The organism is Flagellimonas pelagia (assembly GCF_003584135.1).
In the GTDB taxonomy this organism is placed as follows: domain Bacteria; phylum Bacteroidota; class Bacteroidia; order Flavobacteriales; family Flavobacteriaceae; genus Flagellimonas; species Flagellimonas pelagia.
Map to the genome: position 1 here is coordinate 198,809 of NZ_QXFI01000018.1, position 17,577 is coordinate 216,385.

The following is a 17,577-nucleotide window of genomic DNA, read 5'->3' on the forward strand; positions in this document are numbered from 1 at the left end:
AAATAGTATCATTATGTTAGGAATCTTATTGGCAAAAAGAAGAAAGACCAAAACGTTGAACCTGCTTATCGTAGCTTCACTGCTTATGATCGGGATTTGATTATCGATGTTGATATAATGAAACGCTGAACAAACATGAAGTCAAAGGTATTACCTGTTACCTTAATTATTTTGAGTGGTATCTTGGTCGTTCTGAACTTTATTTTAGAAAGTGAAGACATGGATTTTGGATTCTGGATGCGAATTTCTTCCAGTGTGCTATTGATTTTGGCCATGATTATCACCATAAGAGCGCAGAAACAACGACAATAGGCAAAGTACTCGCCTTTCACCCAATACAATCAATGAAATTTAAGAGCAGAAAGGATATTTTGTTCAGTACCATCATTATTGGGACAAACCTTTTCTTGTTGGGTATTACCCTTTATGGCATTTTCATTGGGGAAATGGAACCCCATGAATATTGGACGCTTCCCCTCCTCTTGGGTGTTGTAGTGTTTCTTTTCTGGATGTATTTTGGCACCGATTACGAACTGTCGCCCAACGGGCTCATTTACCGCTGCGGCCCTATGAAAGGTAAAATCGGTTACGAACGGATTAGGGAAATTGTAAAGGGACGCACCCTTTGGGTAGGGTTTAGGCCTGCTACGGCAAGGAAGGGTCTGATTATAAAATATGACAGATATAATGAGATTTATATCAGCCCGAAGACCAATGAAGTCTTCATAGATAAAATCTTAGAGTTGAAAAGTGATGTAAATATCACCGAATAAAACCCATTCCTTTAAATGCAGAAAAAATACTTGCCCTCTCTTGTCATTACCCTGCTTTCGATGGGGATTTATTTTTGGTCACTGACCATATTGAAAAAAGGCTTTGACTTTGGTCTAATTGCAATATTGGCCATTGTAGCACTTTTATACATGTATTTTTTCAGAAACGATGAGCAACCTATAAGCCTTCTGCAAAAGAAGACATCTGGATACTTGGTAGTGTATGGTCTGCTGTACTTTGCCAGCATTTTTTTCATGAACCTTCTCGGCAGTTCCATTGTTTATTGGCTGGTACAGTTCCTTATACCTCTACTCATTCTTAAACTTCACAAAGAATCACTTTCAAGCATTTTTTTTAAGTGGTCCAACATCTTCAAAGATGGTAAAGCCATACTGGTCTCGGTTATTCTATTGGTTCCCTTTTTAATTTTTGAAGTTAGGGATTCCGAGCAGATACTGAAGTTGTTCCAATCATGGAAAATTATTTTATACATGCCCATCAGCATCCTTTACATGTTGGTCATTGCTGCTTTTTGGGAAGAGTTTTTCTTTAGGGGGATCTTACAAAGCAGTATTTTAAAACTGACCAAAAGTGCAAGTGCCTCCATATTCTTAACCGCTCTCTTTTTTAGCACTTATCATATTCCCATGAGATATTATAATGTTAGGTCGGAATACCATGGTGACTTATTATCCAGTATGGCAGGAACCATAAACGAGCAATTCATTATGGGTTTATTTTTAGGGTTTGTGGTTTATAAAAGTAAAAATGTATGGCATGGAATATGGCTCCATAGCATTTTAAATGGTGTAAGCTTTGTATATCAACTTTCCCTTATGCTTGTACTCTGAGCAACGGCATATATTGTTTTACCATATCCTAGGTTGTAGAAGCGTTAATCTTTCCCAAATTACTTTTAATACCGTATTACATGGAGTAACTTAGAGGGAATCTTTCAAATTCCATCCCATGTTATCCGTAAAACGCCCATTGATTATTTTGATCACGGTAACCGTTCTTTTATTGATTCCTTTTATCGCCATGCAATTCACCAATGAGGTACAATGGTCCTTGATGGATTTTGTAGTGGCCGGTATCCTCCTTTCAGGCGTTGGCTTTTCCGTTGATCTTGCCATCAGAAAGGCCAAAACCCCAAATAAGAGGCTATTGTGGGTTTCGGCCATCATCATCCTTTTTCTGGTGGTTTGGGCGGAGTTGGCAGTGGGCGTATTTGGGACTCCGTTAGCTGGCAGTTGAACAAAATATCTATACCATGATAGAACAAATCAAAACTTTTGAAGACAACGTTTTGGCCATTGAGGTAATCGATGGTTTTGATGAAACGGACGAAAAACTTTGTCAAAAATTCTTTGACGAAAAATTGGAGAAAGGCTTTGCAACGGTAAATGTACTGGTGAAATTGGACGAGCTCAAGATTGCCCATAGCAGCACCAAAGCCTTTATGGAGGACATTATCTGGACCCTGAGAAACTACAAGAAAATGGGGCACCTGGCCATTGTGGCCCACAGTAAGATACTGAAGGCACTTGTCCCTATTGACAATCTCTTTTTTCAAAGGGCCAGCAAAGGTAGGTTGGAACGGTATTTTGATGTCTCGCAAATGGATGAGGCCATGGCGTTCGTCCAAGCTAAATAATTCCACATCCCTTCTTTGGGTATAAATGCATCCATTGGTTAAGACTTTTAGCTTTTGACAAATTTTGATGATATTTATGCTTCAACTAAACTGGAATGGGTAAACGGACACAACAGGCCAAAATACTCCGGGTTTTTAGAAAAGTCCACAGGACCACTGGAGCCTTATTATTTATTTTCTTTTTTTTCATCTCCGTCACAGGCCTCCTTTTAGGCTGGAAAAAAAACACCAATGGCGTTATTCTGCCCAAAACTCAAAAAGGGACCACGGCCGAACTAAAGAATTGGTTGCCCGTGGACAGTCTGCACACCATTGCCTGCACCACCCTTCATAATATTGTTTCTCCCGACCTTTCTTTGGAGTTGGACCGAATCGATATGCGAAAACAAAAGGGTTCGGTAAAATTTATCTTTGTGGATAACTATTATGAAGTCCAACTGGATGGGGCCACAGGCGAAGTGCTTTCCATAGGACAAAGAAAATCAGACTTTTTGGAAAATGTGCACGATGGTTCCATTTTGGACCGATATCTTAACACTGACGGATATATAAAATTGTCCTATACCACAATCATGGGGGTTTCCTTGCTCCTTTTTACCGTGACCGGATTTTGGCTTTGGTATGGGCCTAAACAAATGCGAAAATCTGGCAAGGCCAAACCAGATAAACTACCTAAACAACCAAATTACCAACCTTTAAACTGAAAATCATGACCAAAGGAAGAATGGAAGCTTTTAGCGATGGGGTGCTGGCCATTATCATCACCATCATGGTCCTTGAGATCAAAGTACCGCACGGGAGCAATTTCGATGATCTTCTCCCACTCTTGCCCATATTTTTGAGCTATGTGCTCAGTTTCATCTATCTGGGTATTTACTGGAACAACCATCACCATATGATGCACACCGTAAAAAAGGTAACCGGAAAAATCCTATGGGCCAATCTCCATCTGCTGTTTTGGCTCTCACTGGTTCCTTTTGTAACCGGATGGATGGGAGAAAACCATTTTGCCACGGAACCCATGGCCTTGTATGGTTTCATCCTGTTGATGGCCGCCATAGCCTATTTTTTTCTTCAAAATTCCATCATTAGATCACAAGGAAAAGATTCCATCCTAAAGAACGCTGTGGGCAAAGATTTGAAAGGAAAATTATCCCCAATGTTTTATATCATAGGTATTGCGATGGCTTGGATAAGTGTATGGTTTTCCGGAGCCATGTTCGTTCTAGTGGCCATCATTTGGCTGGTCCCTGACAAGAGGATAGAAAGAATATTGAAAGGACAGCCGGAATGATCTTCCAGCCGCCTAGCCTTTCACCTTTTGGGTCGGTACCGTGCCGTATTTATCCATAAGATAGATCAAGCTGGCCATAGTGGCCGCTCCCAACTCCAGTTCACGTTTGTTCACTTGCTCAAAAGTGTCATTTTCAGCATGGTGATAATCAAAATAACGTTGCGAATCGGGCTTCAGGCCTGCAAGTACGATACCTTCATCCTTTAAGGGGCCGATATCGGCACCGCTACCACCTTTTTGAAAAACATGGATCAAATAGGGTTCGAACAGGTTTTTCCAACCTTGTATCTGTTCAATGTTCTCTTCTGATGCATCTATGGAAAAGCCTCTTGGCGTAAACCCGCCAGAGTCACTTTCCAGGGCAAAGACATGTTTCTCGTTCTTTTCATGTGCCACTTCGGCATATTTGTTACCGCCCCGCATACCATTCTCTTCGTTCATGAACAACACTACCCGAAGAGTACGTTTGGGTTTATATCCCGTTTTCTTCAATATCCGAAGCACATCCATGCTTTGAACGCAACCTGCACCATCGTCATGCGACCCATCCCCCAAGTCCCAAGAATCCAAATGGCCCCCTACGACCATAACCTCATTGGGATAGGTGCTACCCGTGATCTCACCGATCACATTATAGGATTGCACATCATCATACTGTTTGCAGCTCTGTTTGAAGTAGAATTTGGTGTTAGGGTTCAACTTTAAGGTCGTACTCAATAATTCTGCCGCATTGGTACTGATCGCTGCCGCTGGTATCCTTTGGTTCACCGGAGTATCGCCATACCGCATAGACCCGGTATGTGGATAATCGTCCAACCTGAGGTTCATGGAACGTACGATGACACCCAGTGCCCCATACTTTGCAGCTTCAACTGCCCCAGAAGCCCGTTGGTCCACACATCCGGAATAGGCCGAGAAGGTGTTGATCAAGGTCGGGTCCATAGGGCGATTATAAAAAACGATCTTGCCCTCTATTTTAGCTTTTCCCAGCTTTTCCAATTCTTCCAGTCCCTTCACTTCCACGATATTGGCCTTTAGGCCTCCATCAGGGGTTGCGACCGATCCTCCCAAGGCACAAATGGGCACATTGGTGGTAAGTCCGGGTGAAGTCTCAAAGTAAGCGAATTCCGGAATGCCCCTTACCCATTTTGGTACCATCACGGGCTGCAACCAGACCTTGTCCAACCCAAGGGCATCCAACTGGGTTTTGGTATAATCTACGGCATGTTGCGCCTGAACGGAACCAGAAAGTCGACCACCGATCTGATTGGAAAGATAATTGAGCCAATCATAGGCCTTGCCATTGGTCAATGCCATATCGTAAATGGCCTTTATTTGCTTTTCGTCTTCGGTTTGTGAAAAAAAAGGGGTACTGGCCAATAAAAAGGCCAATAGGAGGACTATTCTCATCAGGATTCTTTTTCCAGTTCTTGTTTAAAGGTTTCTAAATTAGCCTTTATTTCATCATCCAACTCGGGTTCCTCTATATCTTTGTATTTTTTTAACGCTTCCAGCATTATGGAGGCCACAATTACCCTTGCCCCCTTCTTACTGTCGGCCGGAATTACGTACCAAGGTGCATGTTCCGTGGAAGTTTTGTTGATGGCCTCTTCGTAACACGCCTGGTATTTTTCCCAAAGTTTTCTTTCTTCCAGATCGCCCGGTGAAAATTTCCAGTTTTTTTGTTTGAGTTCTATCCTCCTTAATAACCTGTGGCGCTGTTGGTTTTTAGAAAGATTCAAGAAAAACTTGAAGATAATGGTCCCGTTTTCGGCCACATGCTGTTCAAATTCATTGATCTGTTGGTATCGTTTTTCCCAAAAATCCTTGTCTATATCGTCCACCGATTCAATACCAGGCAAATTTTCACCCATGATATATTCAGGATGTACCTTGGTCACCAACACATTTTCATAATGCGTTCGATTGAACACGGAAAATTTTCCCCGCTCCGGCAATGCTATGTAATGTCGCCATAAATAGTCGTGTTTCCTTTCCAACGTAGTGGGCACTTTAAAACTGTACACTACCACGCCACGAACATTGAAATCCTTGAACACTTCCCGGATAAGACTGTCCTTGCCAGCGGTATCCATCCCTTGTAGACAGACCAGTACCCCATATTTGCCGTGGGCGTACAATGTATCCTGAAATTCGCCCAGTTTTTTACGTATATCCTTCAATTCTTCCTTCAGGTCCTTTTTGGAGGCCCCAAAATCTTCAAAGGTTTCTTCTTGGGAGAGCCTTATCTCCTCTCGTACCAAAAAGCGATCGGTATTTATTTTTTCCATAGGAATGAATATAAACCTTTTTGACCATTCCTTCAACTACATTGAAGAGTGCAGTTCATCGATATTTTTACCACTTGTGGGTTTAGAAGGTATTTTATCGATTTTATATTCCTTGACAGAATCCCCCCACGTAACTTAGTGAATATCAAATACGCACTGTCCCAAATCAAGAAGCGTTATGAAAACAAGGAAAATAATCCTACTTATTGCCTTTACCCTGGGCCTTCTGGGCTTTTGGTTGATGACGGCCTTTACTACACGGAATGCCTGTGAGTATGCCAATTCCAATTTACAGTTCATCAAAAGTGAAATAGAGAACGCCGTAGTTTCCACCACTTTGGATATGGCAAAATACCACGCCTACAAAGCCTTGAACGGTATTGAAAAAACCCGGGGAAACTTTTTGGATTGCGGTTGTGAAGGTACCATTGAAAGTTTGGAAAGTACCCAGACCGAACTTAAACTGGCCACCAAGGCAGAATCCCTGAAAGATTCCAAATTAACATTGCACAAGGCCCTTGAAAACACCATGATCGGCATGAAGGTCCTTAAAGTTTTTGAACAGGAAACCTCAAGTAATTATAACGACGATATTTTGGTCATGAATACCAAAGAGGTGTTGGACAATCAAAATCCCTTGTTTTTGACCCAAAATAGTTCGGTGAAGGAACAGGTGCATAGCTGTCTCCTTGGATTTGAATCTTCTTTGGACAAAGTGGTCGCCGACGTGGATTGTGAAGATGCCCATCGTTTTATCACCAATATCTATGAAGAATCCAGATTGATACTTCTGAACACCAAGTTATCCCCACATAAAAAGGCATATCACCATCGGGTCATGACCTTGTCCGAAGAAGCCCTTGAAAAATTGGGAAGCTGTAAGCAATAGATTACTTGCTCGCAAAAAGCTTTACGTCTTCTTCGGAGACTTCCTTGCCTCCCAGAATGATCAATCGTTCCACCACGTTGCGGAGTTCACGTACGTTACCGGTCCAATCGTAACCTTTCAATAGGTCGATCGCTTTTTTGGAAAAAGCTTTTTGGGCCGTCCCTTGTTCCGAGGCTATCTTTTTGGAGAAATGGTCGATGAGCAAAGGAATATCGTTCCTTCTATCGTTTAAGGCTGGTACTTTGATCAAGATAACGGCCAATCTATGATAAAGGTCTTCCCTGAACTTGCCCTCTTCTATTTCTTTTTTCAGGTCCTTGTTGGTAGCCGCAAGTACCCGAACATCCACTTTAATGTCCTTATCGGAACCCACTCTTGAAATCTTGTTCTCCTGTAAGGCCCTCAGCACCTTGGCTTGGGCAGAAAGGCTCATATCACCGATTTCATCCAAGAAAATGGTCCCTTGGTTGGCCGCTTCAAATTTTCCTGCACGATCCTTTACCGCCGAAGTAAAGGCACCTTTCACATGACCGAACAATTCACTCTCTATCAATTCCGAAGGAATTGCGGCACAGTTTACTTCCACAAAGGGAGCGGCCGAACGTGGACTTTTTTGGTGCAACCAATGGGCCACCAGTTCCTTTCCGGTTCCGTTCGATCCCGTGATCAAAACCCGTGCATCTGTCGGGGCCACCTTTTCGATCATTTCCTTTATGGTCCCGATTTCCTCGCTATCCCCGATCATTTCATAGTTTTTGGAGACCTTTTTCTTTAAAATCTTGTTTTCGGCTACCAATTCCTTTTTATCCAAGGCGTTCCGAACGGTAGTCAACAAACGGTTCAAGTCCGGCGGTTTGGAAATGTAATCAAAAGCACCCAATCGCATGGTGTTCACAGCAGTATCCAAATCCCCGTGACCGGAAATCATGATGAAGGGTATTTCAGGTTTTATTTTTTTGGCGGCTTCCAGTACTTCCACACCATCCATTTTAGGCATTTTGATGTCGCAGAGTACCAAGTCAAAGTCTTCTTTTTTAATGGTTTCGATGCCTTGCAGGCCATCTTCGGCCTCCAACACATGGTAACTATCGCTTTCCTCGGCCAATATTTTGACCAATACCCTTCTAATCGCTGATTCGTCCTCTATCACCAAAATCTTTGACATACCTTATTTTTTTAAAAAATTCCAATCTTGAAGCCAGTCCTAATATAAAAATTTGACTCGTCATTCAATAAAAATACGTTTCCCTGTTCATCGTTCCTCAATTTCCCTTCCTGCACCACCGATGTGCCCACCATGGCAAAAAGTGCCATACGATTTGAAATGTTGTACTGGTACCCAATGGTCCCCAACAACGAGGTGAGCGATATTTTTGAGGCCACTTGGCCGTCCTCCAAAAGAATGTTATTCTGGAGATTTATAAAGTAACCGTCCAAGAATAGTGCCATTTCGAAAACATGCTTCTTGGAAACGTAATATTTCAGATCAGAACGGGGAATACCAAGAGTAAAGGCCCAGTCCGGATGGAACCTTCGGTAATAGTTGATCAAAGGTAACGGAACCGGTAATCCGGTGGTACTATTATAGGTAAGGCCCAATACGATACGATAGGGTTTTTCGGCATCGGGTTTTTCTTTCCAAAATGTTGCCGTCGCGTTCATAAAAAAATCATCGGTGACCGTACCACTGATAAAATTGGAGGCCATTCTTGGGGTCAGTATGGTGACCAAATTCCAGTTTTCGTTCCATTTGGTAATAAATCCAAGGTTCATGTCGATGACATGGAACCGAATCAGCTCTTTCTTATCAAAAGGAAAGTTTTCCGAATACCCCATATCGAACCTGTTGTATTCCATTCCCACAATGAGGTAGTCCTTTTTTTCGTTGAGCTTTATCGGCAGATTGAAGAGTCCCTTGTAGCGTTGGGTCTTGATGCCCGTGTCATTTTGGGGAATATTGAGGTATTCCACTCGTAATACATCTGTGCTTTGGGCCCAACCGGAATGGCTGCAAAGTATCACAACGAAAGCGAACAGCCTCCAGATTGCAATATGGTGGATCGAGGTTTTTATGTCTTCTTATGGTTTAGGCTGAATAATATGTACATCGCGTTGTGGAAAAGGGATACTGATGTTGTTTTCCTTAAACTTGGCATTGATCTTATACCGAAGTTCACTTTTTATCCTTGGATCCCTAAAACTATCGTTCGTGAAAAAATTCAGGGAGAACATCAATGCCGAATCCCCAAAATCATCAAAAAGCACGAATGGCTTGGGGTTTTTCAATATCTGTTTTTGTCCTGCAGCGACCTGTTCCAAAATTTGGGTCACCAAGTTCACGTCGCTGCCGTAGGCCACGCCCACAGTTACTTTTTCCCGAGTAGTCTTATGGTTTTGGGTATAGTTATAGACAATGTCGCTGATAAACTTGTGGTTGGGCAAGATCAACACCTTATCATCCCTTGTGATGGCCCGAGTAGTGCGCAGCTTGATCTCGAAGACTTTCCCGACCTTGCCATCCACCTCAACCACATCACCTACTTGTAAGGATTTGTCAACAATGATGAAAATCCCTCCCAAAACATCCTTGAACAGTTCCTGGAGTGCCAAACCCAAGCCAACGAACAAGGCCGCAGATGCAGTAATCACCAAAGTAATATCAATCCCCGCCGCGCTCAGTGTCACAAGCACAGCAACTATATAAATCACATAATTGGTAAACTTAAAGACACTGGTGAATTTTTGTTGGTCCTCTTGCTCCATTTTTCGGGTTAGGATGTGACGGAGCCATTTTAAAAGAAACTTGGTGCCCACCAAGGCAACCGTTAGCAGGAGAAGTAGGCCAACCGTTAAGTTGATGGATTTCTCCCCTTGGCCAATATGAAAACCGATATCCAAAAAATCCTTGATGGATCCCCAGATATCCTCTTTAATAATCTCTTTTAATTCTTCTGGACCTTCTTGCATACCGAATTAATATCTCAACCATTTTACCAACTCCTTGTAGGTAGGTTTTTTACCGTACATCAATATCCCGACCCTATAAATTTTGGCCGCTAAAGAAACAATTCCCAAAAAGGTAACGATCAATAGGAAAATGGACAACAAAAACTGCCATAAAGGTACTCCACCTTCTCCAATTCCACCCGGTAAGCGCATTAACATAACAATGGGCGATGTAAGTGGGAAGAGTGAAAAACCAACGGCAATGGGCCCGTGTGGGTTGCTGAACACAGAAAAGAATCCTACATAAATAGCCAGCATCAATGGCAAAATAATGGGGAAAATGAATTGTTGCGTATCCGTTTCGTTGTCCACGGCAGCCCCAATGGCCGCATATATGGAACTGTAGATCAAATAACCCAGTACAAAATAGATGAAGAACGAAATGATCAGAATCCCCCAAGGAATATCCAAAATCTCTTTGGTGTACATCATCATATCACTGTCCATAGGAGCTAATTGTGACATACCACCCATGGGGCCAGCGGGCATATTGGTTTCCCCGGACATGGCACTAAGATCAATCCCCAACACCATCACAACCAATGATAACAATACCGATGCGGATATGATCCAAATGGTGAATTGGGTTAATCCTGCCAAGGAATTGCCCACAATCTTGCCCAACATCAGTTGGAACGGTTTTACAGAGGAGATGATGACCTCAATGATTCTACTGGTCTTTTCTTCGATTACGCTACGCATAACAAATCCGCCATAAATGATGATGAACATCATGATAGCATATCCGAAGCCACCACCGATAAAGGCCTTGATCTCATTGATTCCCTTGATACTTCTTTCCCCATCAAAAGTGGCCAGATTGATTTCGAATGGAGCTTCCACATTGGAAAACTGATCGGAAGACACCCCAAGTTTCTCTAGTCGGTCCTGGCGCAACTGTCTTTGGAAGATAGATTCCAACTTTTGGGTAACACTGGAATTGGGATTGCCCTTGGTGAATAAATAGGTGGCACGGGCCACTTCTTCCACTGTTTCGCCTTTAGGGATGTGCAACAATCCATAATATTCCAACGCATTGGTGGAATCCTTGGCCTGATCCAGGGTTAGGTCGTCCAATTGCACAAAGGACAAACTCTTGGTTGGTTTAAATTCCTCTTGAAAAAAGGAACTCTCGTTTAAAACCGAAATCACCCTGGTCTCATTGTCATTTATTTTGGCCAAATAGGCAATCAGTACGATCATCCCCACGATCAATAAAGGGCTCAATATGGTCATTACAATAAAGGAACGGTTCCTGACCTTGGCCAAATACTCCCGCTTTATGATCAATCCGAGTTTATTTGCCATTTTCCTTATTGTTTACAGTTTGGATAAAAATGTCATTTGCTGAAGGGATGGTCTCATCGAACCGATAAAGGTTTCCTACCGCGGACAATTCCCTTAAAATATCACCCGTATGGGATGATGGCAATTGCACCTTAAAGTCCAAATGCCCTTCTTGCTTTTCTAGGTTGGAAGACAAGATGTTGAATTTTTCCGCCAAGGATTTCATGAGGGCATCACTGTTTTCTTCCACTTGAAGGCCTACATCAAAAATATTGTTCTTGTAGGCGTTTTTGATATCGGCCAGTTTCCCATCCAGAATCTTTTCCGATTTATGTATCAGGGCGATGTACTCACACAATTCTTCCACGGATTCCATTCTATGGGTGGAAAAGATGATGGAGGTTCCCTGCTCCTTCAATTTAAGGATCTCATCCTTTATGATATTGGCATTGATGGGATCAAAACCACTAAAAGGCTCATCAAAAATCAACAGCTTGGGTTCATGGAGCACCGTAACAATGAACTGGATCTTTTGCGCCATTCCTTTGGAAAGTTCCTGGATCTTCTTGTTCCACCAGTCACCGATATTCAACCTTTCGAACCAATACTTTAACCGTTCCTTGGCATCGTGCTTGGACAACCCCTTCAGTTGGGCCAAGTAAAGGGCCTGCTCTCCCACCTTCATGCTTTTGTACAATCCCCTTTCCTCTGGCAAATATCCGATCTGGGCAATGTGCTTGGGGGACAAATGCTCGCCATTGAAAAAAATCTCCCCGGCATCTTGGTGGGTAATCTGGTTGATGATACGTATAAAAGAGGTCTTCCCTGCCCCATTGGGGCCCAAAAGTCCATAAATACAATTTTTAGGAATCTCGAGTGAAATGTTGCTCAATGCTGTATAGTTCCCATAGGTCTTGGAAACATTTTTGGCAACAAGGATATGATCCATGTAAACTATTTTTTCAAAGATATGTAATTGACCAATACCTGCATATTCCTTAAAAACAAAAACCCACCCTTAAAAAATTCAAGGATGGGAAAAAAATTGCTATGAAAAAGAAAATTAGATATCGGTCACCCAACATCAGTCTCAAATATACGTTTTTTATTTAAACAGAAAGTTTTTTTATGCTTAAGAGAACATATCTTTCACCTTTTCGAAGAAAGATTTATCGGATTTTTCCGGTTTTGGCGTAAAATTCTCATCGTTCTGCATACGTTCAAAAAACTCTTTCTGCTCCTTGCTTACTTCTTTTGGGGTCCAAACATTCACATGCACCAAAAGATCCCCACTACCATATCCGTTAAGGCTTGTAATCCCTTTACCCCTCAACCTCAATATCTTACCAGATTGTATTCCGGGTTCCAACTTAATACGGACCTTGCCGCCAATGGCGTCAATTTCTTTGGAGCTGCCCAAAACAGCTTCGGAAATGCTGATATAAAGATCATAATGCAAATTGTCCCCTTCCCGTTTCAACGTATCATGCTCCACAGTCTCAATGGCCACCAACAAATCTCCGGGAACTCCGTTTCCTGGGGCTGAATTTCCCTTACCGGATACTTTTAATTGCATGCCATCTTCCACACCTGGTGGAATTTTGATGGAAACCGTCTCCTCTTCCACAATAAGCCCTTGGGCATCAGCGCCAGCGGGTCTTTTATCAATGGTCTGACCAGAACCACCGCACGTACTACAGGTAGTGGCGGTTTGCATTCTACCCAATATGGTGTTGGTGATTTTGGTGATCTGGCCCGTTCCGTTACAGGTTGGGCAGGTTTTATAGGTTACCCCATCTGCCTGGACCTTTCTACGCACCTTCACCTTTTTCTCGACCCCGTGGGCCACTTCTTCCAGATTCAGTTTTACACGGATGCGAAGGTTACTTCCCTTCACCCTACGTTGTCCACTACCAAAGCCACCAAAGCCGCTAAAGCCACCGCCAAAGGCACCACCGAAAATATCCCCAAACTGACTGAAGATATCGTCCATGTTCATACCTCCACCGCCGAAGCCACCGCTTCCATCAAAAGCAGCATGGCCGAACTGGTCGTACTTGGCGCGCTTGTCGGGGTCACCAAGAACTTCATAAGCTTCTGCAGCCTTTTTGAACATTTCTTCTGCCTTGGCATCGCCGGGATTCTTGTCCGGGTGGTATTCAATGGCCTTCTTGCGATAGGCTTTTTTTATTTCCGCTGCGGATGCTCCCTTGGAGACTCCCAATATTTCGTAAAAATCCTCCTTCATATAACTCTAGTTACCTACCACAACTTTTGGGTGTCTGATGATTCTATCTCCGAGTCTAAACCCTTTTTCGACCACATCGATGATCTTGCCTTTCAGTTTTTTATCGGGTGCGGGAATTTGGGTGATGGCATCGTGCACTTCGGCATCAAAGGCATCGCCTGGTTTTGCCTCAACTTCTTCCAGACCTTTATTTTTTAGGGTCTCCTTGAATTTATTGCTGATGAGTTCCACCCCTTTGAACATTTCCTTATCCTCGGATTTGGAAAGTTCCTTCAGGGCACGGTCAAAATCGTCCATAACGGGCAATAGGGCCACCATGACTTCTTGTCCTGCCGTTTTGAACAGGTCCATGCGTTCTTTTGAGGTTCTTTTCTTGAAATTCTCAAACTCGGCAAAAAGTCTTAGGAACTTATCCTTTTCTTGGGCCAAATCCTGTCGCAATTGATCCTCAACAGAAACCTTTTCTTCCTGTCCTTCATTTTGGTCCATATCCATATTTTCTTCGTTCAGCTCAGTATTATCGGTCGTTTGGCCATTGTTTAGCTCGTCTTCCATTTCCTCAACCTTACTGTTATTGCTCATTTTATGTCTGTTTTGTTTCCGTTTTGAAAGGGCAAAAGTACTGCCAATTGTCCAAAAATGTCAAAATGTCACCACAAATCACAAAAAAATCCGCCTAGGCGGATTTATAATCGTATCGTATTGAACCTTTTAAGTTCAGATCAGCTCATTTTTAGCGGCCTCCAAAGGAGAAGTTTCCTCTTCTTTTGCACTTGAATACAAATCCTGTAAAGCCGTGCAGATATTGGCATGCTGGAAGGTAAAACCTTTTTTTTCAATCTTTTTGCTGCTCACCCGCTGGCTGGCCAATACCAAAGTTGACATTTTGCCCAAAACTGCCCTAAGGACAAATTTGGGTACATGGGGCATCCATAACGGGCGTTCCAATATTCTGGCCACTTCCTTGGTCATTTTAGTATTGGTTACTGGATTGGGTGCAACCCCATTGTAAACTCCTTTCAAGTTGTTCTCGACTATAAAGACGAACAGTTGCGCCAAATCCTCAATATGGATCCACGACTGCCATTGGTTACCACTGCCCAGCGGCGATCCCACAAAATTCTTGATGGGAAGGGCCAATTTAGGAAGAGCCCCACCTTCCGTAGACAGAACAACCCCTATACGCACTTTGGCCACATTAATGCCGAGCTCTTTGAACGTATCCGCCTCGGCTTCCCATTTTTTGACCACCTTGCCCAAAAATCCTTTATCCAAATCTTTTTCATCTTCTTCGTAGTAATGGGAAAGAGAATCGGGATAAATGCCAATGGCCGATGCGGAAACCAAACATTCCACATCATTGGCCCCAACTTGCTCTAACCCTTTTTTTAGGGTTTTCAAGCTGTTCACCCTACTTGAAATCACTTTTTTCTTATGAATGGGAGTCCATTTTTTAGCGATGTTGGTACCCGCAAGATTGATAATGGCCTGCACATTTTTGAAACAATTCAAATCAATTTCACCTTTAGATGGGTTCCAATAAAAGCCTTGAAAATCTTCCGATATGGTGATTTTATCCTTGCTCGTGGTCAAATAGTTTACGGGAATGCCCTTGGAATGCAAGACATTGGTGATTGCTTGGCCCACCAGACCCGTTGCCCCTGTAATCAACACCCTCATACTATCATATTTGACACAAATTTAATGGTTTAAGTGGCTGTTTCTGAGATGTTAATTTAGGTTTAACACTATTGTTCAAACTTTAAAACTTTTTAAGACAATCTGGGTCACCGGCATTAACAGTATCTTGGCAAGGTCTAATTTTTAACAGCCCGGAGCATTTCGCGTTTTCCTGGCGGTCCGGGCAATCGCTCAACAGTAAAGCCAACGGCCTGCATGGCCCTACGTACACTGCCTTTGGCAGCGTAGGTAACCAAAACCCCACCTTGTACCAATGCTTCATACATTATCTTGAAAATGTCCTCAGTCCACAAGTCGGGCTGTACCCGGGCACCAAAGGCATCAAAATAAATGAGGTTGAACTTATTCAAATCCTTGATTTCCCTAAAATCCTTCTTTTGTTTGAGCAGATGGAAAGCATCGGTAACGGACACCGATTCTTCCCAATGGGATTGATGCATTAACCGAAACAATTCCTCTGAATCTTCCGCCTTTAATTGATGACAATAATCCAAATGCCCCACTTCTTCCAAGGTAACCGGATAGGCCTCTACCCCAACATAATGTATTCTGAGGTGTTGCTTTGGAGCTTCCAATAAGGTGATGAGAGCATTTAGCCCAGTTCCGAAGCCAATTTCCAAAACATGGATCTCACTGTTTTGGAACAATCGCAGACCGTGTTCCATAAAAACATGGTAGGCCTCCTGTATAGCGCCATGTTTGGAATGGTACTGTTCGTCCCAGTCCTCAATTTGGATGGTTTTGGAGCCGTCCCCGGTAACGATGATTTTTCTTTTCAAGATTTAATTGGCGATGAGCACGCCGTCTGCTTCAAAACGGAGTGTCTTTTTGGGAGCAGTGATCAGAGCAATCTCATCTTCCGAAGCGCCTTCGTCCTCAGCGAAATGTTTTTGATCCTCTACGGACATTTCTTCAAAAAAAGCGGCACCGTTCATCACCACAGTTTTGCCGGCAGCATCCTTGGGAACGAAGAACCCATAGTCTTTAAAACGCACAAAAACCTCATTATCGGCATCCAACTTCACCTTCATCCAACAGCCCTTGGCCTGGCACACTTCGGTAATCTCCCCAACCATCTGTGTTTGAAGGGAATCCTTAACACCAATACCATCATAAGTGGCGGATGATTTGACGGCTTTGCCCGAAACTTCGAACTCCTGACCGTAATAATCGCCCTTAATGGCCTCCTGCTTGCAGGAGGAAACTCCCAAAATCAGTAACAATACAATAGAGATAGTGTTAAAAACCTTCATTTTTAATAAGTTTTAAAAGTTTGTAGATCAAGTATGATATTTAGATTTGTATAACGCTCAAAACTAACAATAAATAGCTAATTTTAACATTGCAAATGTAAGTGATATGGAAACAATGGTTAACAACATAGCTATAGAGAAAGCTAAAACCTCCAAAATCCATGAGGTGGATTTTGACAATCTATCCTTTGGAAGCGTTTATACAGACCACATGTTGGTCTGCGATTACAAAAATGGCGAATGGGAAGCCCCCAAGATTGTTCCCTATCAACCCATTACCCTAGATCCTTCGGCCAAAATCTTCCATTACGGTCAATCTATCTTTGAAGGGATGAAAGCCTATAAGGATGATGATGGCAAGGTATTTTTGTTCCGTCCTTTGGAAAATTTCAAGCGATTGAACAAATCAGCGGAACGTTTGGCCATTCCACAATTGCCAGAATCCTTTTTTATGGATGGACTCCATGCGCTCATCCAATTGGAAAGTGATTGGATCCCAACCAATGCGGGGAGTTCCTTGTATATTAGACCCTTTATTTTTGCATCAGGGACAGGTTTCCATGCCTCCCCGGCCAATGAATATAAATTCATCATCGCATGTGCACCATCCGGTTCCTATTTTTCAGGAAAGGTGAAAGTGTTGATTGAAGAAACCTATTCCCGTGCCGCCAATGGCGGTGTAGGATATGCCAAAGCAGGTGGAAACTATGCCGGACAGTTTTACCCAACCAAGTTGGCTGCGGACAAAGGGTACCAACAAGTGATCTGGACAGACGACAATGCACACGAATACATAGAAGAGGCTGGTGCCATGAACGTTTTTGTTCGCATCAACGATACTTTGATGACCGCCCCGACAAATGATCGTATCTTGGATGGAATTACCCGAAAAAGCATATTGGACATTGCCAAGGACGAAGGTATCAAAACAGAAGTGAGGAAGATTTCCGTTCACGAATTGGTGGAAGCTGCCAAAAATGGCTCCCTCAAGGAAATGTTCGGTGCCGGGACCGCAGCAGTGGTATCCCCCATTTCAGGGTTTGGCTATCATGGGGAAGAATATGAACTTCCAGAATTGAAGGACAGTTATGCCTCCATGTTGAAAAAGCGGATTACCGATATACAGTACAACCGGGCTGAAGACAAGTTTGGATGGCGGTATCCCGTTGAATAATAA

At 42.9% G+C, this 17,577-nt stretch carries 21 protein-coding genes; 9 read left to right on the forward strand and 12 right to left on the reverse strand.

Annotation, left to right across the window (positions count from 1 at the left end; all coding sequences use genetic code 11):
- The first annotated feature begins 135 nt into the window (after positions 1-135).
- From D2V05_RS19660 to D2V05_RS07365, 7 genes are all read left to right on the forward strand, one after another.
- A complete protein-coding gene (locus D2V05_RS19660; RefSeq protein ID WP_183114799.1) occupies positions 136-312 on the forward strand; it encodes a hypothetical protein in 177 nt (58 codons plus the stop codon).
- A 32-nt stretch (positions 313-344) separates the two neighbouring features.
- Positions 345-773 carry a PH domain-containing protein gene (locus D2V05_RS07340; RefSeq protein ID WP_119647072.1) on the forward strand — a complete coding sequence of 143 codons (429 nt, stop codon included), beginning with the start codon at positions 345-347 and terminating at the stop codon, positions 771-773.
- A 15-nt stretch (positions 774-788) separates the two neighbouring features.
- Complete coding sequence (locus D2V05_RS07345) at positions 789-1,625, forward strand: CPBP family intramembrane glutamic endopeptidase (protein WP_119647073.1); 837 nt, start codon at positions 789-791, stop codon at positions 1,623-1,625.
- 118 nt (positions 1,626-1,743) lie between these two features.
- On the forward strand, positions 1,744-2,031 hold the full coding sequence (locus D2V05_RS07350; RefSeq protein WP_119647074.1) for a hypothetical protein: 288 nt from the start codon (positions 1,744-1,746) through the stop codon (positions 2,029-2,031).
- 16 nt (positions 2,032-2,047) lie between these two features.
- Complete coding sequence (locus D2V05_RS07355; RefSeq protein ID WP_119647075.1) at positions 2,048-2,431, forward strand: SpoIIAA family protein; 384 nt, start codon at positions 2,048-2,050, stop codon at positions 2,429-2,431.
- Positions 2,432-2,526: 95 nt separating this feature from the next.
- Positions 2,527-3,135 (forward strand): PepSY domain-containing protein, encoded by a 609-nt coding sequence (locus tag D2V05_RS07360; RefSeq protein WP_119647076.1) that lies wholly within the window; start codon positions 2,527-2,529, stop codon positions 3,133-3,135.
- Positions 3,136-3,140: 5 nt separating this feature from the next.
- Positions 3,141-3,725: a TMEM175 family protein gene (locus D2V05_RS07365; protein WP_119647077.1), complete on the forward strand. Its 585-nt coding sequence runs from the start codon at positions 3,141-3,143 to the stop codon at positions 3,723-3,725.
- Positions 3,726-3,737: 12 nt separating this feature from the next.
- Here the strand turns inward: D2V05_RS07365 and D2V05_RS07370 are convergent, their stop codons facing one another.
- Positions 3,738-5,135, reverse strand: coding sequence for a M20/M25/M40 family metallo-hydrolase (locus tag D2V05_RS07370; protein ID WP_119647078.1), 1,398 nt, complete (start codon positions 5,133-5,135; stop codon positions 3,738-3,740).
- Positions 5,135-6,016 (reverse strand): PPK2 family polyphosphate kinase, encoded by an 882-nt coding sequence (locus D2V05_RS07375; protein WP_119640861.1) that lies wholly within the window; start codon positions 6,014-6,016, stop codon positions 5,135-5,137. The genes D2V05_RS07370 and D2V05_RS07375 overlap by 1 nt, the downstream gene beginning before the upstream one ends.
- A 178-nt stretch (positions 6,017-6,194) precedes the next feature.
- Here D2V05_RS07375 and D2V05_RS07380 point away from each other — a divergent pair, with 178 nt between their 5' ends.
- Positions 6,195-6,905 carry a hypothetical protein gene (locus D2V05_RS07380; RefSeq protein WP_147378247.1) on the forward strand — a complete coding sequence of 237 codons (711 nt, stop codon included), beginning with the start codon at positions 6,195-6,197 and terminating at the stop codon, positions 6,903-6,905.
- Position 6,906: 1 nt separating this feature from the next.
- Here the strand turns inward: D2V05_RS07380 and D2V05_RS07385 are convergent, their stop codons facing one another.
- From D2V05_RS07385 to D2V05_RS07430, 10 genes are all read right to left on the reverse strand, one after another.
- Positions 6,907-8,070 (reverse strand): sigma-54-dependent transcriptional regulator, encoded by a 1,164-nt coding sequence (locus D2V05_RS07385; protein ID WP_119647080.1) that lies wholly within the window; start codon positions 8,068-8,070, stop codon positions 6,907-6,909.
- An 11-nt stretch (positions 8,071-8,081) separates the two neighbouring features.
- On the reverse strand, positions 8,082-8,927 hold the full coding sequence (locus D2V05_RS07390) for a DUF6268 family outer membrane beta-barrel protein (protein WP_235855407.1): 846 nt from the start codon (positions 8,925-8,927) through the stop codon (positions 8,082-8,084).
- 57 nt (positions 8,928-8,984) lie between these two features.
- Complete coding sequence (locus D2V05_RS07395; RefSeq protein WP_119647082.1) at positions 8,985-9,872, reverse strand: mechanosensitive ion channel family protein; 888 nt, start codon at positions 9,870-9,872, stop codon at positions 8,985-8,987.
- A gap of 6 nt (positions 9,873-9,878) precedes the next feature.
- On the reverse strand, positions 9,879-11,219 hold the full coding sequence (locus tag D2V05_RS07400; protein ID WP_119647083.1) for an ABC transporter permease: 1,341 nt from the start codon (positions 11,217-11,219) through the stop codon (positions 9,879-9,881).
- Complete coding sequence (locus D2V05_RS07405; protein ID WP_183114800.1) at positions 11,209-12,147, reverse strand: ABC transporter ATP-binding protein; 939 nt, start codon at positions 12,145-12,147, stop codon at positions 11,209-11,211. Before D2V05_RS07405 ends, D2V05_RS07400 begins: the two co-directional genes overlap by 11 nt.
- A 183-nt stretch (positions 12,148-12,330) precedes the next feature.
- Positions 12,331-13,446, reverse strand: coding sequence for a molecular chaperone DnaJ (gene dnaJ / locus D2V05_RS07410; RefSeq protein WP_119647084.1), 1,116 nt, complete (start codon positions 13,444-13,446; stop codon positions 12,331-12,333).
- 6 nt (positions 13,447-13,452) lie between these two features.
- Positions 13,453-14,028, reverse strand: a complete 576-nt coding sequence (locus D2V05_RS07415) for a nucleotide exchange factor GrpE (protein WP_119647085.1) — start codon at positions 14,026-14,028, stop codon at positions 13,453-13,455.
- 135 nt (positions 14,029-14,163) lie between these two features.
- Positions 14,164-15,126, reverse strand: coding sequence for a TIGR01777 family oxidoreductase (locus D2V05_RS07420; RefSeq protein WP_119647086.1), 963 nt, complete (start codon positions 15,124-15,126; stop codon positions 14,164-14,166).
- A 137-nt stretch (positions 15,127-15,263) separates the two neighbouring features.
- Entirely contained in the window at positions 15,264-15,926 is a 663-nt protein-coding gene (gene mnmC2 / locus D2V05_RS07425) for a tRNA (5-methylaminomethyl-2-thiouridine)(34)-methyltransferase MnmC2 (protein ID WP_119647087.1), read from the reverse strand.
- A gap of 3 nt (positions 15,927-15,929) precedes the next feature.
- Positions 15,930-16,400 (reverse strand): DUF4920 domain-containing protein, encoded by a 471-nt coding sequence (locus D2V05_RS07430; protein WP_119647088.1) that lies wholly within the window; start codon positions 16,398-16,400, stop codon positions 15,930-15,932.
- Between the two features lie 106 nt (positions 16,401-16,506).
- On the opposite strand from D2V05_RS07430, the gene D2V05_RS07435 reads away from it, so the two are divergent.
- Entirely contained in the window at positions 16,507-17,574 is a 1,068-nt protein-coding gene (locus D2V05_RS07435) for a branched-chain amino acid aminotransferase (protein ID WP_183114801.1), read from the forward strand.
- Positions 17,575-17,577 lie beyond the last annotated feature (3 nt).